Origin of the sequence: Salinisphaera sp. PC39, from assembly GCF_040361335.1 — a bacterium.
Taxonomy (GTDB): domain Bacteria; phylum Pseudomonadota; class Gammaproteobacteria; order Nevskiales; family Salinisphaeraceae; genus APNM01.
This window is the reverse complement of the sequence record NZ_APNM01000016.1, coordinates 1-18,639: the sequence shown is the minus strand read 5'-3', so window position 1 is coordinate 18,639 and position 18,639 is coordinate 1. Positions and strand designations below refer to the sequence as shown.

The 18,639-nt window shown below is 64.8% G+C and carries 22 protein-coding genes and 1 pseudogene; 8 read left to right on the top strand and 15 right to left on the bottom strand.

Features of this window, described 5'->3' with window-relative positions; genetic code table 11:
• Positions 1-21 precede the first annotated feature (21 nt).
• A complete protein-coding gene (locus tag PC39_RS13880; protein ID WP_353254002.1) occupies positions 22-261 on the top strand; it encodes a hypothetical protein in 240 nt (79 codons plus the stop codon).
• 360 nt (positions 262-621) lie between these two features.
• Here the strand turns inward: PC39_RS13880 and wrbA are convergent, their stop codons facing one another.
• The gene (gene wrbA / locus PC39_RS13875; RefSeq protein ID WP_353254001.1) at positions 622-1,221 is read right to left on the bottom strand and encodes an NAD(P)H:quinone oxidoreductase; all 600 of its coding nucleotides are present in this window, start codon (positions 1,219-1,221) and stop codon (positions 622-624) included.
• Between the two features lie 31 nt (positions 1,222-1,252).
• Positions 1,253-2,089, bottom strand: coding sequence for a pirin family protein (locus tag PC39_RS13870; protein ID WP_353254000.1), 837 nt, complete (start codon positions 2,087-2,089; stop codon positions 1,253-1,255).
• A 98-nt stretch (positions 2,090-2,187) separates the two neighbouring features.
• Here PC39_RS13870 and PC39_RS13865 point away from each other — a divergent pair, with 98 nt between their 5' ends.
• The gene (locus tag PC39_RS13865; protein ID WP_353253999.1) at positions 2,188-3,093 is read left to right on the top strand and encodes a LysR family transcriptional regulator; all 906 of its coding nucleotides are present in this window, start codon (positions 2,188-2,190) and stop codon (positions 3,091-3,093) included.
• 76 nt (positions 3,094-3,169) lie between these two features.
• Positions 3,170-4,219 carry a glutathione S-transferase family protein gene (locus PC39_RS13860; RefSeq protein WP_353253998.1) on the top strand — a complete coding sequence of 350 codons (1,050 nt, stop codon included), beginning with the start codon at positions 3,170-3,172 and terminating at the stop codon, positions 4,217-4,219.
• A gap of 99 nt (positions 4,220-4,318) precedes the next feature.
• On the opposite strand, the gene PC39_RS13855 is transcribed toward PC39_RS13860, so the two are convergent.
• The 7 genes and pseudogenes from PC39_RS13855 to PC39_RS13825 form a co-directional block, all read right to left on the bottom strand.
• Entirely contained in the window at positions 4,319-5,392 is a 1,074-nt protein-coding gene (locus PC39_RS13855) for an AI-2E family transporter (protein WP_353253997.1), read from the bottom strand.
• A gap of 158 nt (positions 5,393-5,550) precedes the next feature.
• Positions 5,551-8,082 (bottom strand): heavy metal translocating P-type ATPase, encoded by a 2,532-nt coding sequence (locus tag PC39_RS13850; RefSeq protein WP_353253996.1) that lies wholly within the window; start codon positions 8,080-8,082, stop codon positions 5,551-5,553.
• A gap of 53 nt (positions 8,083-8,135) precedes the next feature.
• Positions 8,136-8,336 carry a heavy-metal-associated domain-containing protein gene (locus tag PC39_RS13845; RefSeq protein WP_353253995.1) on the bottom strand — a complete coding sequence of 67 codons (201 nt, stop codon included), beginning with the start codon at positions 8,334-8,336 and terminating at the stop codon, positions 8,136-8,138.
• Positions 8,337-8,650: 314 nt separating this feature from the next.
• On the bottom strand, positions 8,651-9,298 hold the full coding sequence (locus PC39_RS13840) for a sulfite exporter TauE/SafE family protein (RefSeq protein WP_353253994.1): 648 nt from the start codon (positions 9,296-9,298) through the stop codon (positions 8,651-8,653).
• 273 nt (positions 9,299-9,571) lie between these two features.
• Positions 9,572-9,762, bottom strand: a pseudogene (locus PC39_RS13835) (Tn3 family transposase); the annotation flags it as partial.
• Between the two features lie 140 nt (positions 9,763-9,902).
• Positions 9,903-10,592, bottom strand: coding sequence for a DUF4396 domain-containing protein (locus tag PC39_RS13830; protein WP_353253993.1), 690 nt, complete (start codon positions 10,590-10,592; stop codon positions 9,903-9,905).
• 65 nt (positions 10,593-10,657) lie between these two features.
• The gene (locus tag PC39_RS13825) at positions 10,658-11,200 is read right to left on the bottom strand and encodes a hypothetical protein (RefSeq protein WP_353253992.1); all 543 of its coding nucleotides are present in this window, start codon (positions 11,198-11,200) and stop codon (positions 10,658-10,660) included.
• A gap of 595 nt (positions 11,201-11,795) precedes the next feature.
• Here PC39_RS13825 and PC39_RS13820 point away from each other — a divergent pair.
• Positions 11,796-12,194 carry a heavy metal-responsive transcriptional regulator gene (locus PC39_RS13820; RefSeq protein ID WP_353253991.1) on the top strand — a complete coding sequence of 133 codons (399 nt, stop codon included), beginning with the start codon at positions 11,796-11,798 and terminating at the stop codon, positions 12,192-12,194.
• A 483-nt stretch (positions 12,195-12,677) separates the two neighbouring features.
• Here the strand turns inward: PC39_RS13820 and merA are convergent, their stop codons facing one another.
• The 6 genes from merA to PC39_RS13790 all read right to left on the bottom strand — a co-directional run bounded on the left by merA (position 12,678) and on the right by PC39_RS13790 (position 16,197).
• Positions 12,678-14,327, bottom strand: coding sequence for a mercury(II) reductase (gene merA, locus PC39_RS13815; protein ID WP_353253990.1), 1,650 nt, complete (start codon positions 14,325-14,327; stop codon positions 12,678-12,680).
• A 23-nt stretch (positions 14,328-14,350) separates the two neighbouring features.
• Positions 14,351-14,566 carry a mercury resistance system transport protein MerF gene (gene merF, locus PC39_RS13810; protein ID WP_353253989.1) on the bottom strand — a complete coding sequence of 72 codons (216 nt, stop codon included), beginning with the start codon at positions 14,564-14,566 and terminating at the stop codon, positions 14,351-14,353.
• Between the two features lie 6 nt (positions 14,567-14,572).
• Positions 14,573-14,872 (bottom strand): mercury resistance system periplasmic binding protein MerP, encoded by a 300-nt coding sequence (gene merP / locus PC39_RS13805; protein ID WP_353253988.1) that lies wholly within the window; start codon positions 14,870-14,872, stop codon positions 14,573-14,575.
• 25 nt (positions 14,873-14,897) lie between these two features.
• Positions 14,898-15,260, bottom strand: a complete 363-nt coding sequence (locus PC39_RS13800; protein WP_353253987.1) for a mercuric transporter MerT family protein — start codon at positions 15,258-15,260, stop codon at positions 14,898-14,900.
• A gap of 88 nt (positions 15,261-15,348) precedes the next feature.
• The gene (gene merR / locus PC39_RS13795) at positions 15,349-15,765 is read right to left on the bottom strand and encodes a mercury resistance transcriptional regulator MerR (protein ID WP_353253986.1); all 417 of its coding nucleotides are present in this window, start codon (positions 15,763-15,765) and stop codon (positions 15,349-15,351) included.
• A 51-nt stretch (positions 15,766-15,816) separates the two neighbouring features.
• Complete coding sequence (locus PC39_RS13790; protein WP_353253985.1) at positions 15,817-16,197, bottom strand: ArsR/SmtB family transcription factor; 381 nt, start codon at positions 16,195-16,197, stop codon at positions 15,817-15,819.
• 258 nt (positions 16,198-16,455) lie between these two features.
• Here PC39_RS13790 and PC39_RS13785 point away from each other — a divergent pair, with 258 nt between their 5' ends.
• The 4 genes from PC39_RS13785 to PC39_RS13770 form a co-directional block, all read left to right on the top strand.
• Positions 16,456-16,674, top strand: coding sequence for a heavy-metal-associated domain-containing protein (locus PC39_RS13785; protein ID WP_353253984.1), 219 nt, complete (start codon positions 16,456-16,458; stop codon positions 16,672-16,674).
• Between the two features lie 57 nt (positions 16,675-16,731).
• Entirely contained in the window at positions 16,732-17,328 is a 597-nt protein-coding gene (locus PC39_RS13780; protein WP_353253983.1) for a cytochrome c biogenesis protein CcdA, read from the top strand.
• Between the two features lie 37 nt (positions 17,329-17,365).
• Complete coding sequence (locus PC39_RS13775; protein ID WP_353253982.1) at positions 17,366-17,599, top strand: GDCCVxC domain-containing (seleno)protein; 234 nt, start codon at positions 17,366-17,368, stop codon at positions 17,597-17,599.
• Positions 17,600-17,654: 55 nt separating this feature from the next.
• The coding region (locus tag PC39_RS13770; protein WP_353253981.1) for a cation transporter at positions 17,655-18,639 on the top strand (985 nt) is incomplete at its 3' end.

The window sequence follows — 18,639 nt, the reverse complement described above, 5'->3', positions numbered from 1 at the left end:
CCCAAACCAAAGGAGAAGACAATGTACGATCACTACATGAGCTTCGGCTCCGGCCACTGGCTGTTCATGCTGCTGTGGATTGCCGTGATCCTGCCGCCGTTCTGGAAGATCTTCTCCCGGGCCGGCTTTTCCGGCTGGCTCAGCCTGCTGATATTCATCCCGCTGGTGAACCTCGTGGTTCTTTATGTGGTCGCGTTCGCCGAGTGGCCGGCCCTGAGATCTACCGCAGCCAGGGAAAGCGGCGAAGCTGGCGGCGAGTAGACCAGCACTTTGCCGGGCGATCAGGAGGCTGCCCGCCATGACAACGGCAAAAGCGGCGGACAACTCCATGCGCTTCGAACAGGTCCGGGATGCCCTCGATCACGTCATCGAGTACCACGACGAGTTGGCGGATGAATACCGCAAGCTGGCCAAGCAGGCGCATAACGAACGCGTGCGCATGCTGCTCGTCTATCTGGCCGGGCACGAGGACAAGCTGCGTCAGGGCCTGGAACGTTATGAGTCGGGCGACCATCGCTCGGCGCTCAACCCCTGGATGCGGAACGCGCCCGACCCGGTCCCCGCAGGCCCATCAAGCGGCGTAAACAGCCTATCGCTGTCCGCGGGACCGGGCTCACCAGGTCACCCCCCGAGCTGCGCCGCCACGCGGGCGACATGCTCGCCCTGGAAACGGGCGATGGTCAGCTCGCGTGCGTACGGCTGGCGCGACCCGTCGCCGCCGGCGATGGTCGAGGCGCCATACGGCGTGCCGCCGCCGACCTGGCTGATGTCGAACAACTCCGGCGTACCGTAGCCGATCGGCACCAGCACCATGCCGTGGTGCGCGAGCGTGGTCCATACCGAGGTGATGGTCATTTCCTCGCCGCCGCCGGTGCCAGTGGAGGTGAACACGCTGGCGACCTTGCCGAACAGCGAGCCCTTGGCCCACAGGCCGCCGGTCTGGTCGAAGAAGGTGCGCATCTGCCCGGCCATGTTGCCGAAGCGGGTCGGCGTGCCGATCACGATGGCGTCGTAATCGGCCAGCTCCTGCGGCGAGGCGATTGCCGCGGCCTGATCCGTCTTGCCGCCGGCGCCCGCGAAGGCGTCCGCGTCCATGGTCTCGGGCACGCGCTTGACGGTCACGTCGACGCCCTCGACCTGGCGGGCGCCTTCGGCGACGGTATTGGCCAGGGTTTCGATATGGCCGTACATGGAATAGTAGAGCACCAGTAGTTTGGTCATGTCATTGACTCCTTTGCTGTTGTGAAAAAGATCAGGCTTCTTGGGTGAGCACGCCGTCACGATACTCGCGCAGAGTCTGCTCGATTTCCTCGCGCGTGTTCATCACGAAGGGACCGTAGTGGGCGATGGGTTCGCCGTGCGGTGTGCCCGCCAGCAACAGGGCCTCGCTATCCGCATCGGCCGCGAGCCGCAGTCGCGTGCCCGAGCCCAGACGCGCCAGCTCACCCCGGCCCAGCACCTGATCGCCGACTTGCAACCGGCCCGCGAACACATGGACAAGCAGTGTCGGCGCGGCCTGATCGAGCGTCACCGCGCCGCCGGACAGACGCAGATGCGCCACCGCCGCGTCCCCAGCCAGGGCATCGAGCGGCCCGGTCACCTGCTCGCCGTGCAGCCGCCAGTCGCCGCCCAGGGCGATCAACTCACCCGCCGGGACGCGGATGCGCGGCATCTCGGCGGCGGCCACGTTGCGGTAGGCTGCGGCGCTGAGCTTGTCGGCGGCCGCCAGGTTCAGCCAGAGCTGGAAGGCGTGCAGGCCGTCGCCCCCGGTCAGCGGCATCTCCGAATGCACGATGCCGCGGCCCGTGTGCATCCACTGCGCCTCACCCGCGCCGATGCTGCTGCTGTGACCCAGATGATCTGAGTGGGTCAGGCCGCCGCGCAGCACATAGGTCAGGGTCTGGATGCCGCGGTGCGGGTGCGGCGGGAAGCCGCCGCCGATGTCTTCAGGGCGTTCGGCGCCCAGCTCGTCGAGCATCAGAAACGGGTCCAGCCCGCCGCCGAAATCATGAATGCGGGAAATCCTGACCCCGTCGCCATCCTGGCTGGGGTGGCTGTGCAGCCGCCGTTCGATCTGTCGTTCGCGCATGCGATCCTCCACGGGTTGTGTCGCATTGCCGATAGTTTAGGGTTATTATTTCGAAAGAAAAACGCATAATTTTGGATTTATCTTTCGAGTAAAACGAAATGTCGCGGGTCACCCTGGCACAATGGCGGATGCTGGCAGCGGTCGTTGATCATGGCGGCTTCGCGCGCGCGGCGGCGGCGATCCACAAGAGCGCGTCCACCCTCAACCACGCGGTGCACCAGCTGGAGTCCCAGCTCGGCGTGACCGTGTTTGAGCGGGCCGGGCGGCAGGTGCGCCTGACCGACGCCGGCGCGTTGTTGTTGCGCCGCGCCCGGCAATTGATCGAGACCGCCGATGCGCTGGAGGATGTCGCGGACAGCCTGGTCCGGGGGCAGGAAAGCGAGGTCGCGCTGGCGGTGGATCAGAGCTTCCCGCCGGAGGCGCTGGCGTATGCGCTGGACACCTTCGCCAATGGCTACCCGCTGGTGCGGGTGCAATTGCATGAAACCGTGCTCAACGGAGCGGTGGAATTGCTTAACGAAGGGCGCGTGGCGCTGGCGGTGTCCGGACTGGCGGCGCAGGGTTTTCTCGGCGAACCGTTGACCACGCTGCGCTTTATCGCCGTGGCCCATCCCGCGCACCCGCTACACCGCCTGAATCGGCCGCTGGACCTGCGCGACCTGGAGCAGCACCGGCAACTGGTGGTGCGCGACTCCGCCCTGCGCCAGTCGATGGATGCCGGTTGGCTCAAGGCCGAGCGACGCTGGACACTCAGCCACCTGGCCACCTCCCGGGATATGCTCGAGCGCGGACTGGGCTTTGCCTGGTTTCCCGAGAGCCGGATCCGCGACGCGCTGGACGCCGGCAGGCTGAAACCCCTGCCGCTGGGCGCCAGCGGCAGCCGACTGGTGCCGCTGCAGTTGATTTTCAGCGACCGTGACCGCGCCGGACCGGCGACAAGGGCGCTGGCGCAAGCCTTGCAGGGCGCGGTTGCCGACCAGGATTTCGATAAAAACGAACGATAACGCCGATATTTTGCGTTTACAGTCGATCGTTTCGTTTTACTCTGGCGGTAGGTTTCCGTATTAGGAGGACAGCGGCATGGGCCTGTTGATCGACGGCGAATGGCGCGACCAGTGGTACGACACCAAAAAGCACGGCGGCGAGTTCGTGCGCGAATCCGCCCGTATCCGCGACTGGGTGACCGCCGACGGCGGCCCCGGCCCGCAAGGCCAACCGGGCCTGCCCGCCGCGGCTGGCCGTTACCACCTGTACGTGTCTCTGGCCTGCCCCTGGGCCAACCGCACCTTGATCATGCGCCGGCTCAAGGGCCTGGAGAACATGATCGGCGTGTCGCACACCAGTCCGCTGATGCTGGAGCAGGGCTGGAGCTATAACGTGGATGAAGGCGCCAGCGGCGACGCGGTCAACGGCGTGGATTATCACCACCAACTCTATACCCTGCACGATCCGCACTACACCGGCCGGGTCACGGTGCCGGCGCTGTGGGACAAACAATGGCGCAAGCTGGTCAATAACGAATCCGCCGATCTGGTGCGGATGTTCAATTCCGCGTTTGATGACATCACCGGCAACCGGCTGGATTTCTATCCCGACGACCTGCGCGAGGAAATCGACGCGGTCAACGCCGATGTCTACGACCACATCAACAACGGCGTCTACAAGGCCGGCTTCGCCACCGCGCAGAAAGTCTACGATAAGCACGTGCTGGCATTATTCGAAGCGCTGGACCGCATGGAAGCGCGGCTGTCAAAGCAGCGCTATCTCGCCGGCGAGGTTCTCACCGAGGCGGATATCCGGCTGTTCACCACCCTGATCCGCTTCGACGCGGTCTACCACGGCCACTTCAAGTGCAACCTGCGCCGCATCGAGGACTATCCCAGCCTGTCCAACTACCTGCGCGAGTTGTATCAGTGGCCCGGCATCGGCGACACCGTGGACTTCGACCACATCCAGCGCCACTATTACGTGAGCCACGGCAACATCAACCCCACGCGGATCGTGCCGCAGGGCCCGATCCTCGATCTGGCGCGGCCCCACGACCGCGACCGGCTGCCGGGACGCGGCATCCGCGAACGGCCGCAGGCCTATTGCTCCGAGAGTCGTACTATTAAAAGGGGGCTGTCTTAGCTCCTATTAGCCCTGACCCATTGTCTCAGTTGCCTTAACTGCGTTCTTGGGCTGGGGTTGTCAAAACGCCACTCGCACTCTTTGAGAAACAGATCTCGGTTATCTAGGACAGCCCCTTTGCAACTGCGACACGGAAGGCTGCACGTCCGGCAGGGGCGCATTCGGCGCCCGGCGGCTGAGCAGAACGGCCACCGGACGCAACGCGGGGATATGCTCGAACACGATGACCAGGGTGGCGGTGAGCAGCACCCCGATCAGGGTTCCGACCAACCCCCAGACCCAGCCCCAGAACACGATGGAAACCAGCACCACGATGGGCGAGATCGCCAGGCTGCGCCCTTCCAGGCGGGGATCCACGACATTGCCCAATATCTGTTGGATAACAATCAGGCCGGCAATCACCACCAGCGCGTAGGCGGGCCCGAACTGCAGCAGGGCAATGATCGCCGCCGGAAACACTGCGACGGTGGAACCGATGTAGGGGATGTAATTGAGCAGGAAAATCAGGAGGCCCCAGAGCAGCGCGAAATCCACCCCGAGCAGCCATAGCCACAGTCCGCTGCTGGCCCCGGTGAGCGCACTGACCAGGGTCTTGACCACTAAAAAACGGCGCACCTTCTCCGAGGCGGCATAAACCGTTGCCATGATCGCCCGTGAGCGCGCCTCGCCAAGGCCGGCGGCCATCTTGTCCCGCCACTCGCCGGCCTCGATCAGCATCAGCAGCACCAGGAAGAAGACCAGGAACAGCATGGCCATCAGCAGCCACAAATAGCCGAACCCGGAAGTCAACCAGCCGAGCGCCGGTCCGCTGAGATCACGCAGCGGTTCGGTTAGCATGTCCACATGCATGGCGTGACGCTCGGCCAACGCCTGCAGTTGTGCCCAGAGCTGTTGAGCGGACTCGGCATAAGCCGGCGCCTTGGCCAGCACCATGCTCAAACTCAGCCATAGGCTGGCCACCAGCGTGCCGAGCACCGCCAGGAAGACGGCCATGCAAACGACGAGACTCAACCAGTGCAGCGGCCGGGGAAGCCATATGTTGAGTCGGCGCTGCAGCGGCCGCAGGACAAGGGCGACAAAAAAGGCCAGCGTCAACGGCATGGTGACCACATAGGTCACCTTGAGCGCCCAGCCCACCAGGATGGCGGTGATCACCGCCAGCAGGACGATCATGGTCCGGCGACCGTGATCCGCGTTGGAAGCATCCTCAACCATGACCGGTTATGGTCTCACGGCTACCGCCGCTGAGCTGCCTGCAACCGGTACCGGGCGGGTGCCGCCGAGCCGGCCAAGCCGACGATGCGGGGCCGGACGCCACTCGACCTCGCTCGTCAGGCGGCCCGCTCGAACTCGTCCGCCGCCGGTGCGGCGGGGCGATCGCTGCCCGACTGCTCGCTGGTTCCGTGGGCCAGCGGCGCCCGGTAGCGGCGCAGGCGCAGTGAGTTGGTCAGCACGAACACGCTGGACAGGCTCATCGCGGCCGCGGCCGCCATCGGGTTGAGCAGCCAGCCGGTGAGCGGATACAGCACGCCGGCCGCGACCGGAATCAGCAGCACGTTGTAGCCGTAGGCCCAGACGAAGTTGAGATGGATCGTGCGCCGCGCGCGGCGCGCGAGGTTGATGGCGTTGACGATCTCGCGCAGGTCGTCGCGCATCAGTACGACATCGCCGGACTCGATCGCGATATCGGTGCCGGTGCCGATCGCGATGCCGACATCCGCCTGCGCCAACGCGGGGGCGTCGTTGATGCCGTCGCCGACGAAGGCGACCTCGCCCGACGCCCGCTGGATGCGCTGGACCTCGCGGGCCTTCTGATCCGGCAGCACTTCCGCCATGACCCGGTCGATACCGAGCTGGCCCGCAATCGCCCGGGCTGTCGTATCGTTATCGCCGGTCAGCATGGCGACTTCCAGACCCTGATCGTGCAGGGCCCGGACGACTTCCGCGCTGCTGGACTTGATGGGATCGGCCACCGCCAACACGGCCAGCAGCCGGCCATCGACGGCCGCATAGATCGGGGTCCGGGCCGCGTCGGCAAAACGCTGCGCCGAGTTGGCCAGCGGCGTCGGATCGACATCGAGCTGCTGCATGTAGCGCGCGGAGCCGACGTGGACCGAGCGGCCCTCGACGCGCGCCTCGACACCCAGGCCGTTGATCGCCTGGAACTGCTCCGCGGCGGGCACGTCGAGGCCGCGTTCACGCGCCGCCCGAACTACCGCATCGCCGATCGGATGCTCACTGCGGGCCTCGACGGCGGCGACCAGGCGCAGCGCTTCATTGTCGTCGTCCGGGTTATCCTCCCCGTGGGTGATCTCGAAATCGGTAAGCTCGGGCCGGCCCTCAGTGAGGGTGCCCGTCTTGTCGAACACGACCGAGCGCACGCGGGCCAGGTCTTCCAGCGCCGCGCCACGGCGGAACAGTACGCCCATCTCGGCGCCCTTGCCCGTGGCAACCATCACGGCGGTCGGCGTCGCCAGCCCCATCGCGCAGGGGCAGGCGATCAGCAGCGTGCTGACGGCGGCCACGAAGGCAAACGACAGGGCCGGGGTCGGACCGATGGCGAGCCACGCGCCGAAGGTGACCAGCGCGATCGCGATGACGATCGGCACGAACACGCCGGCGACCTTGTCAGCGACCATCTGGACGGGCGGCTTGTCGGCCTGGGCCTGCTCGACCGTGCGGATGATCTGCGCGATCACAGTGTCGGCCCCGATCCGCGTCGCCCGGAAAGTCAGCGAGCCGTTTTTGTTCACGGTCGCGCCGATGACCTCGTCGCCCACCTGCTTGCGTACCGGCACCGGCTCGCCCGAGATCATCGATTCGTCGACGTAGGAATCGCCTTCGATCACCTCGCCGTCCACCGGCAGACGCTCACCGGGACGAACGATGACGATGTCGCCGGGCACGACGGCCTCGACCGCGATCTCTTCCACTTCGCCGTCGCGGGATACGCGCGCGGTCCGGGCCTGGAGGCTGACGAGCTTCTTGATCGCCTGCGAGGTGCGACCCTTGGCGATGTGCTCCATGTAGCGCCCGACCAGGATCAGCGTGACGATCACCCCGGCCGCCTCGAAATAGCTGTGCGCCGTGCCCTCCGGGAATATCCAGGGCACGGTCAGGGCGAGGAGCGAGTAGAAATAGGCGGCCGAGGCGCCGATCATCACCAGGCTGTTCATGCCGGGGCTCAGGTGGCGCATCTCGGCCCAGCCCTGGGTGTAGAACGACCGCCCGGCGTAGAACAGCACCGGCGTGACCAGCAGCCACTCGATCAGGACCCAGCCGCGTTCGGGCAGCAACTCGAGCATGCCATCGCCGATGCCCGGCATCATCTTGCCCATGCCGACCGCGACCAGCGGCAGGGTAAGGGCGGCCGCGAACCACACGCGGCGCTGCATCGAGCGGCGCTCGCGATCCTCGCTGTCGTCCTCCGCCTCGCTGTCGCTCGACGGCAGGCGCGGCTCGTAGCCGGCCGCGCGGATGGCCTCGCCGAGGCGCGGCGGGGTGACGGTCTCCGGCAGGTAGCGCACCACCGCCTTCTCCATGGGCAGGTTGACGCTGACCGAGGCCACACCCGGCGTACGCCGCAGCTCGCGCTCCACGCGGCTCACGCAGGAGGCACAACTCATGCCGCCGACACCGATCTCGGCCTCCGCAACACCCGGCTCATAGCCGATCTCGCTGACCGCATTCAGGATCGCGTCGACATCGGCCTGATCGGCGTCGAGGGTGACCCGGGCCTTGCCGGTCGTCAGGTTGACCTGTGCATCGCTGACACCGTCCTGCTTGCCGAGCGCGCGCTCGACGCGGCTCACGCAGGAGCCGCAGCTCATGCCGTCGACGGTGAAGACCAGTTCCTCGCTCATGATTCCATGCTCACGTGGTGCGTCTGGTAAGGGCTACGGGCAGCGCAGGCTCGTCAGACGACCTCCGCATCGAAGCCCTTGCTGCGGATCGCGTCGGCCACCGCAGTCGGGTCGGGGCTGCCGTCAACAATGACTTTCTCGTCGGCGCGGCTCACGCTGACCACCTGCTCCACGCCGGGCACATCGGTGACCGCCGCCTCGACCGCCTTCTCGCAGCCGCCGCAGTTCATGCCTGTAACTTTCAATTGCAGCATCGTAATGTTCCTGTCGTCTCAGAGTACGTTTGTATGGCCGCAGCACGGGGTGCGGCAGTTCGAGTTCACACCGTGCTCCGATCTCGTGAACACATACTAAACTCTGTAGTTGGGTACAGAGTCAACCGAGTGGTCACAACCCGGTCGGGCGACGCGCCTCAGTTGCACCCGGGCGCGGCACAGCGTGTCGGCCTCGTTGAGCCGCTCTTCGAGCGGCGGCGATGCCCGGTGTAAGCGTAGACGCTGAGCCTTGCAACAGTGGCGAGGTCAAGCACGGGGAAAATGAAGGCTCCAAATCCTGCTTGGCCTGATGTCTAGAACACACCCGCCAAAAAACCGATGCCCATCAAGGCTAGGATAGCGGCCGACACCAGCGTCAATTGACGCTGTGCGTGCTCCAGGCGATGGCTCAGATGTTTCATGCCGTAGAGCAGCAACAGCGTCAGGCCAATGAGTGCGGCGATCACGGCAAGCGCATAAACGAGCATGATTTCCAGGCAGTAAGCCGTGCCGGCGCACATCGCCATGATCTGGAATTCCTCTTCGTGCACAAAGCCGAGCGTGAACGCGAATGCAGCGAGTCCGGCCAGACCGGCGCTCGCGCCCGGCCTATGACCGTGCTCATGACCGTGGTGGTGATGATCGCCGTTATCGCGTAACGCACTGCGCAACTGCCAAAAGGCAAGCGCGATCAGCAGCCCACCCGCGACCCAGTCGATCCAGGCCGCTTCGCCCAAATCGAAATAATCCTTGGCGAACCAGAACAGCACGACCACGGCGATACTGCTGATCAAGTGCCCCACACCAATGACCGTGGCGGCAACAACCCCGGCGCGTTTCGGCCTCGGCCGGGCGAGCGCCCAGGCGCCGGCCACGGGCCAGCCGTGCCCGGGCTCGATACCGTGCAACAGACCCAGCCCGATGGCGCCCATGAACACGCCCAGAATGCTTTCGACCGCCATTGCGTTGCCTCCCGTAAACTCGCCGTGATGCGTTTTGACTGCTGCTCTCGGCGGTATGACCGGTTGGCGTCGCGCGACGCTCGCAACTGGGACGCCAACGCGGGCACTGGCAGTTTAGTGTAGCCGAACAGAATCGGCGTGAGCGTCGGCAGTCAGGTCTGAGCGACCGCAGCGTTTCTGCCGAACGACGCGCCCGGACGCAGGCGCACTGCCATCAACAAGGCCGCTTGGCGTATGCCTGCACGGGTGCGTATGTCGTTAATACCTCGGCTGGGACGAGGTGGTGCATTCACCCCAGTATGCCGCGAACGGTCGGTGAGCTTTGCATTGGTTAGTTCGGCTAGCGCCGCCGCACAGGTCTCGTCATGGACATGCCATGCTTGAAGCCAGGTCAACCGGACGTAGGTCGCCTCTGGACTGGATTCGGCCATTCTGGCCAGGCTCAGGTTGATCGCGTCGGCCAGAGCCGTGGGTCAGCGGAGCGAGCATGCTGCGCGGGCAGCGGGAATCTCTGGGTCGGACATCGGCAATGCCTCAGCCTCTGGTTTCGAGTACTGATCACGCCAATATGTTCTTGGCGTCGGCATACGTGCAGAGGAACGAGTCAACCAACCGGGGCGGGCTCCGTCACGCCCTGTCGCAACAACCGCCGTACCATCGGAAAGGCGGTCATGAAACCCAATAGCAGCCCGCCCCACATGACAAACCAGAACGCGATCGTGACCGGTGGGTAGCCCAATACAAAAGCCACGATCAGCATGGTGGTGCCCATACCCATATCGAAGGCGACGATCGCCAGCACGGAAAGCTTCAGGGCCACGCGCAGCCGCTGGCCGGCCGACCGAATCTGCCCCGCCAGGGTCAACGAGCGGTATTCGAAAGCGGCCAGCAATGGTAGCGCAAACGCGGCAATGAGCAGAATCATGGGCCACACGCCCTGGCCGGCGATCGTGACACCGGTGGCTACGACGATCGGCACGGCAATGAGGTGACCGATGAAGGATGCCGCGCCCCCGGGGAGCGTCTCGACAGCCGCCGTGGCATCCAGGCCCAATGCCGGCGGTGTGCCATGTCGCTGCTGCCACTTCGGCGTGGCTGGACGGCCCCATCGATAGTAGGCGATAAGCGCCAGCGGACCGGCATAGACCGCGGTGATGGGCCACACCGCCTCCCAACTCGTCATTGCTTGCCGGTAACCGCCCAAGTAAATATCGGCGAGGATTATTGTCGCGCATAACAGCCCGACGCCCGTCACGGCCCAGGCGAGCAGCGTCAGCCACAGCGGTATCGTCATCACAACTTCCTTCTACCGTTCGGTTTTTCTTAAAAAATCGAGCTAGATGGTCGCAGCGACTATGCCTACTTCTCACCGACCGGCAGCATCAGATGGGCATAGGGTGTGCCCGCTTTCATGACCCACGGCATTTCACCTCGCGGTTCGGTCGGATAGCCTTTGAAGTCCGCTGGGTTGGGAGCGACCAGCATGATGTGGGGCCCCATCCGCATGTCCGCCGTCGTCATGCCGTGCAGCATATAGGCAACCCCGACACGCTCGACGTGCGGCTTTTTCCCTTGCGCCCGGGCCTTGAGGTAAGCCCGAAACTGTGTATCCAGGCAGGCGGGAGTCCTGCCGTTCGGACCGGCAATTCGGCACACCCATTCGCCGGCGCCTTTCTGGAGCACCTTGCCCTGCGGGCTGATCACGGTGGCCTGACGGACGATGGACGCGGGTCCTGCGGTCCGGATCTGTTCTATCAGCGCGGCGTCTTTCTGTGTCTGTTGTTTGCTTCCGTTCTGCCCGTCTTGATTTGGCCCTGCAAGAGTAGCAGGCACCCCGATGAGCCCACCCAGGATCGTCAGGATAGCCGCGAGCACGGCTGCATTCGTCTTGTTCCGCTTCATGCTTCATCTCCGTTGGCTTTCGGGTCGGTTGCGCCGTTTGTTTCCGTGATAGCCAGCACCAGGCCCGTATCGTTGCTGTTTTGCCTCATGACTCGCGCCTCTGGTTGTTCACGTCAGTCGTCCATCAATCAGTGGCTTATCGAGTAGGCATAAAACTAATAGCTGGACCCGGCTCCAGATCAACTCTTTTTGCCGTCAATTAACAACCACGCGATCGAGTGGACCGAGGCGCTGGCCCCCACGAAGAGCCACACCCGAGTCTCCGTGGCCATGGTTGTGGATGATCGAAGTGTTCGCTTCGCGTACGACTCGCGCATTTATCCGTGCTTTGCGCTGTGGAAACGTTCCATGATTCAACGCCAGTGGTTATTGCAGAAGCATATAAATCCCAATTTGGAGCTAGCTCCATGTCAAACAGGCTTGGAGCGACGCTACCCAAGGGACGATTGCGGGCTTGACCTGGAGCCAACTCCAGTATGCAAACTAATTTCGAAGGCTGATTCCACAGTCAACCTGGCGCCCTCATACTTGGTGTTGATTTCGACTTTCAAGTTGCGGTAATCAACCGCGCTGCCGTAACGACCCAGAGACCGCCATGTTCGGAACCCCCATCGGCGAAACCGCCAAAATGACCGGCCTATCGGTCGATACACTGCGTTACTATGAAAAGATCGGCCTGCTGCCGCGGGTCGCCCGCGACTCCGGCGGCCGACGCCGCTACGATCAGGCAGATGTGTCGCGGCTTCACTTCATTCAACGGGCCCAGCGCTGCGATTTTTCACTCGACGAGATTCGCCAGCTCCTTGAACTTCGAAGCTGCCGCGACGAAGCCCGGCCGGCGGTCGCCCGGTTGACGGCGCACAAGCTGGACGATATCCAGCGGCGCCTGACCGATCTGGAGCAGCTTCAGCGCGAACTGCGCCAACTGCACGAGCTATGCCAGGGCAGCAATCAGGGGTGTCCGATTCTCGAAGGACTCGAACAGCCGGATTGACGCAGGCTGGAACTGCTCCGGCCCGCCGGCTACGCTATCTTTCGATGACGAAGCACGCGTCGAACGAACGCTGCTTTGATCAACCTGACTCCAGAGCGAAGCCGCGACCAAGATCGCCATTACAGCAATGATCAGAGCCGTGCCCAGGCTGCGCGTGCCCGCGATCACAGGCGGCAACATGACGCCGAGCCAGGCCACGCCGCCGCCGAGCAAGCCGACCCAGAACGGGGCATAACGTCGCGCGGCGCCGCGGAGTGCGCGTCCCTGCGTGTGCCGATCCACAGCACGGAGAGCGTCATCAAGGGGCCCAGTACATAGATATTGAGAATCGAACTGAAGGCACTGAAACCCAGGGCGGCGGCCAGGGCCGCGAGAATGGGGCCGGCCCCGAGACAACAGGCACTTACGAACAACGAGCCGACCAAGCCTGTAGATTGACGTTGAAAACTCATGATGGGACCTCGCGGAATGGACCAATCCGGTTTATCCGGCACAACATGAAAGCTGTTCCACGTCCTTGGTGAAGGTCTGGGCGCAGAGCTTGAGCGCCTCGACGTGCACCAGATACGGAAACAGCAGATCGCCGAGGGCCTCGACGGTCATGCCCTGATGCACGGCCAGCGCCGCGGTCTGGATCATCTCGCCGGCCTCGGGGGCCAGGACCTGGGCGCCCAACAGGCGATGGCTGCCGGCCTCGGCGACCAGCTTGACGAAGCCGCGGGTCTCGAAGTTGGCCAGCGCCCGCGGCACATTTTCCAATCCCAAGGTGCGCGTCTCGGTTGCGATGCCGTGCACCTGGGCCTGGCTCTCGTCCAGGCCCACCGTCGCCACCTGCGGCTCGGTGAAGATCACCGCCGGCATGGCGGCCAGGTCCAGGGCGGCCTCGCCGCCGGTCATGTTCACCGCCGCGCGGGTGCCGCCGGCGGCGGCGACATAAACGAGCTGCGGCAAGTGGGTGCAATCGCCGGTGGCATAGATATGCTCGGCACTGGTTCGCAGGGACTCGTCCACTTTGATGCCGCCACGCTCGTCGGTCTCGACACCGACCCGCTCCAGATCCAGGTCGCGGGTGTTCGGGGCGCGGCCGGTGGCCACCAATAGACGGTCGCCGCGGATCGGACCGTCCCTGGCCTCCAACACGAACTGCTCCGATTCGTAACGGACCGCGCTGGCCTGGGTGTGCTCGCGCACGTCAATGCCCTCGGCGCGGAAGGCTTCGGTGAGACCCGCGCCCAGATCCGGATCCTCGCTCGATAGCAATGTGCCACGCGCCAGTATCGTGACTTTCGAGCCCAGGCGGGCGAAGGCCTGGGCCTGCTCGACTGCCACCACCGACGAGCCGATGACGAGCAGGTGCTCCGGGGCTTGGTCGCTGAATACAGCGTCGTCCGACGTCCAGTACGGGGCATCGGCAAGACCCGGAATCGGCGGAATCAAGGGCGAGGCGCCGGTGGCGATCAGCACGCGATCGGCGGTGACCCGCGTTTGCCCGCCGTCCTGCAAGTCGACGAACAGGGTGTGGACGTCCTCGAAGCGGGCGCGGCCGCGGATTATATCGATGCTCGGGTTGTCGTCCAGGATTTTCTGGTACTTGGCTTGGCGCAGCTCGGCGACCCGCGCCTGCTGTTGGGCCGTGATACGCGGTCGGTCGATGGCCGGCGCATGATCGGCCAGGCCCTCGAAGGGATTGTCGCGCTGGTATTGGGCGAGCTGCGCCGCGCGGATCTGGATCTTGGAGGGCACGCAGCCGACATTAACGCAGGTGCCGCCGATGACCTCGCCGGACTCGATCATGGTCACGCGGGCGCCGGCCTCGGCGGCGCGGATCGCGGCCGCGAAGGCGCCGCCACCGCTGCCGATGATGGCGATGTGCAGGCCGCTGCCGTCGCCGCCCGCGGCGATCGGCGGCCCGGTGGCCGCCTGATCGTCGTCCAAGGCCCGGGCGTCGTAGCCCTTGGCGCGCACCGCCTCGATCAGCGCGGTCTCGTCCGCGCCGTCGGACAGCTCGACCTGGGCGCGGCGCGCGGGATAGGACACGTCGGCGCGCACGCCGGACAGCGCGTTGAGCGCGTCTTCGACCGTGCGGGCACAGTGCTCGCAGGTCATGCCGGTAATGGCGAGGGTGCGTTGCATGGCGATATTCCCAGGATATGAATTCAGCAGTTTTTCGCCGTCTGGCGCCGCCAGACGGCGTAGATCGTCAGGCCGATAAAGAAGGCCAGCGCCGGCGGCAGCACGTAGTCGAGAGTGCCGACCAGAGCCGACAGGCCGACCACGCCGAACAGGATCACCAGCACCGGCGTGAAGCAGCACAGGGCGGCGACGATTGTGCCGACGAGGCCGGTGCCGAGCAGCTTCTCGTTGCGGCTCATGACGCCCTACTCCTTGCGCTTCGAGGGATAACCGGCGTTGGTCGTGGCTGCGGTCAGATCCGATACCGTGGCGCGTTCCGGGTCGTAGATCACGGTGGCGATCTTGGATTCGAAGTCGACCTTGGCGGATTGCACGCCCTCGACCCGCTCCAGGGCCTTGCGCACGGTGACCGGGCACATGGCGCAGGTCATGTTGTCGACCCTGAGAGTCACGGTTTCCTCGGCCGCGGCGCCGACGGCCGGCATCCAGGCCGCAAACAGCAACAGCGTTGTGATGAGGGAAGCAATGAATCGACGTCGGTGCATGGGATCACTCCTCGGAATTCAGGCTTCAAAGAAAGGCCGGCGCGTACCAGGGGAAGGCCAGCAGAACCAATATCGGCACCGCCACCAGCCAGAAGATCAGGCGCTGGCGGCGCTTGACCGCCGGATTGGCGCAGGCCTCGCCGGGCGCGCAATCGTCCTCGCGGCGATACAACCGCCAGCCGGCGAAACCCAGCAGCGCCATGGTGGCGATGACGAAGATCGGCCGGTAGGGCTCCAGCGCGGTGAGCGAGCTCATCCAGGCGCCGCCCACGCCGATGGAAAGCAATACCAGCGGCGCGACGCAGCACAGGGAGGCGCCGATCGCCGCCAGCACGGCGCCGACCTGGGCCCAGGCGGTGCGACCGGAAGTCGCGGTAGACTCGTTCATGACCTTGCTCCGTATCCAATAGTCCAACGAACGCAGCAAAGCCTAAACGCGGTACCTGGGTACCGTGTCAAGCCTTTTCAGGCATGGGTCACTCGGATCTGGAAAGGGTTTCGATCAACGGGCAATGGGTGGGCTCCTCCCCCTGTCGACAACGCTCGATCAGCTCGTCCAGGGTCCGGCGCATGGCAGCGAGCTCCTCGACGCGCGAGCTAACCAAGTCACGCTGATGCTCGGCCACGCGGCGCACGTCTGCGCAGCGCCCGTCACCCAGATCCAGCAGCTCGGCGATCTCGGCCAAGGAAAAACCGAGCGCCTGGGCGCGTTTGATGAAGCGGATGCGATCCACCGTCTCGGCGGGGTAACGGCGGTAGCCAGACAGCGGTTTGGAGGGTTGCTCGATCAGACCGCGACGCTGGTAGTAGCGCACGGTTTGCAGATTGACACTCGCGGCCTTGGCCACCTGACCGATGGTCATGTCAGAACGCTGCGGCGTGGACTGTTTCATGCCGAATCGGATCGCTCAATTACTTGCGTAATCTGCGTCATCGCGTCCGCCTCACGCGCTGTATTCAAGCGGGGCGACCTGCGTCGCCAGGTTTGCCAGTTCGGTCTCGAGACGCGCGAACGGCGCCGCCTTGTGCAATCGGTAGTAGACCATGCGCCCGTCGTGGCGCACGGCCAGCCAGCCTTGCTGGCGCAGTTGCTTGAGTTGCTGCGATGTGGCGCCGAGACTCAAGCCCAGCAGCACGGCGATGTCGCACACGCACAGCTCGCCGTGGCGCAGCGCCCGCAGGATGGTCAATCGGCGCGGATTGCCCAAGGTCTTGAACCACGCCGCCGCGTCGGGATCGCGTTGCTCGTCTTCGTCCAAGCGTGCTTGTACCGCGGCGACGGTGTCGGGGTGAAAACAGTGTTGCGCGCAAATTGTGTCGGCCATGATTGAACTCAGAATCATTTTCATTATTTCGAAAAATAACAAGTAATATTTCAAGCATCAAAACGGTATCCATCGTGCTCGTCACGTATTCGTCGACCGCTCAGGTCGACAGACGGTTTCTCCGATCCGCGAGCGGCGCCGCCAGAATAACTTGGACATTCACGCTCTTGACCTGGAGTCGACTCCAGCTTCTATATTGCTCTTCAGACTTGTGGAAACACGGGTTCGACGTCCGGCCACGAATCTGAGGAGGGCATTATGCAGACCACCACCTTGACCATCGACGGCATACACTGCCAAGGCTGTGTCGAGATCGTGACCCACGTCCTGGAGCAGCAGGCGGGCGTGAAAGGCGTCACTGTATCGCTGGAGTCGAAACAGGCTCGGATTGCGCACGACGCCGACCAAACATCGGCGCACACCTTGGCGCAAGCCGTACAGGAAGCAGGTTATACGGCTGCGTCGATCCCGGCGTAGCCGATGGACACCGCACAATGGCTGGCTTTGTCGGCGGGCCTGGGGCTGTTCGCATTCGTGGAGCCATGCTCGGTGGGCAGCCACCTGCTATTTCTGAAAGTGCTGGACCGGCTGCCGCCACGCCAGCGGTGGTGGCAAACCACGGTGTTTGCCGGCGTGCGGGCCGCGGCCATGGCTGCACTGGGCGTACTGGCCGCCTGGCTGGGCAGCCGTTTCCTGGGTGTCCAGCACGGGCTCTGGGCTGCGCTGGGCAGCCTCTACGTCGTGCTCGGCGTGGTCTATGTCGGCGGCGGCGCAGGATGGCTGATCCGCGCCAGCGACCGCCTGCTGCCACGAATTTCGACGCACGGCGCCGGCGCAACGCTGGGCGCGGTATTCGCCCTGAATATCCCCGCCTGCGCCGCGCCGCTGCTGGCGGTGCTGCTCGGTGGTGCGGCCGCCCAGGCCGCGGCCGGCGGCGGCATCGCGTATGGCGCCGGGTTACTCGCCGTGTTCGGCTTGGCGCTGTCCTCGCCACTATTGCTGGCGGTGTTCACCAAGCCCGGCCGGCGTGTGCTGGACACCATTGCCCGCTGGTCGTCGCACATGCCGCGTGTGACCGGCCTGGTGCTGATTGCACTGGGGCTGTGGTCCATCGGGCTCGCCATCGCCTAGCGCGTTCCATTTGCTCAATTGCCGGAGGAATGACGTTATGTCTGAAGTCATCGCCGAATCCACGCTGACCTGCCCGCACTGCGGGCACGCCGAACGCGAGACCATGCCCGTCGACGCCTGCCAGTACTTCTACGAATGCGCCGGATGCGGTGAATTGCTGCGGCCGAAAGCCGGGGATTGCTGTGTTTTCTGCTCGTATGGGAGTCAGCCGTGCCCGCCCGTGCAGCAAGGCCGCCAATGCAGCGGTGAAGCCGACAGCGACCACGCCTGAACACCCTATCGCCGCAATATCCGCATCGGTTCGATCGGCAGTGAGAGGCAACACAATGAACGATACAGCGATCCCAGACGATGTCACCCCGTGGCACGAGGAAGCCACGAACGAGACGGCCATCCGGCGCGTGCGCGCCCATATCGGCGGCCTGCACTGCTCGCTGTGTACCGGCACGATCGAGCAGGCGCTGGGTGCCAAACCCGGCGTCTCAAAGGTGGCGGTGAGCCTGACCCACGAGCAGGCGCTGGTCGAGTTCGACAGTCGGCAGGCCAACGCCAAAGATCTGATGGGCACCCTCCAGCAGATCGGCTATACCCTGAGCGACCCGCGCAAGGTCGAACCATTCGAGCGCCAGGAACAAGCACTGGCGGTTGAGCGCAATCGCTTCGTGGTGGCCCTGGCGATGAGCCTGGCCACGGTCGGGCTGATTGTCGAGGTCGCCAGTCTCTGGACGCTGGGGCTGTCGGCGCTCGTCTATGTCACCTTGGTCGGTTTTGGTTATGCGGTCCTGCGCGGCGCCGGCAGGGTGACCGCGCTGGCCGGCAGCGGCGGGCTGGCCGCGGGCGGGGTCGCATTGTTCGCGCTTCGGATCGGCGGCGTGCTCGCCGACACCGAGCCGCTATTGGCCGCCGCACTCGCGGTGGCGATGGTGTTCGGCCTGGCCCGGCACATGGGCATGATGGCGTTTCAGTCTTTGCGCCGCGGTATTCTGAATCAGCATGTGCTGGTGGAGATCGGCGCCTTCGCCGGCCTCGCCGGCGGCGCGATCGGGCTGGTGGTGCAACCGACAAGCTACCCCACGGCGGCGTTTTTTGCCGTCTCGGTCATGGTGCTGACCTATCACCTGTTCTCGGAATGGCTGTCGCTGATCGTCAAGACCCGCAGCGCCCAGTCGGTCAAACGACTGCTGGACCTGCAGCCCGAGACCGCCCATGTGATGACCGACGACGGCGAGCGGGATTGGCCGGTCGAGGCAATCGAGACCGGCATGCTCGTGCGGGTGCGCCCCGGGGAGCGCATTCCGGTGGACGGCGAGA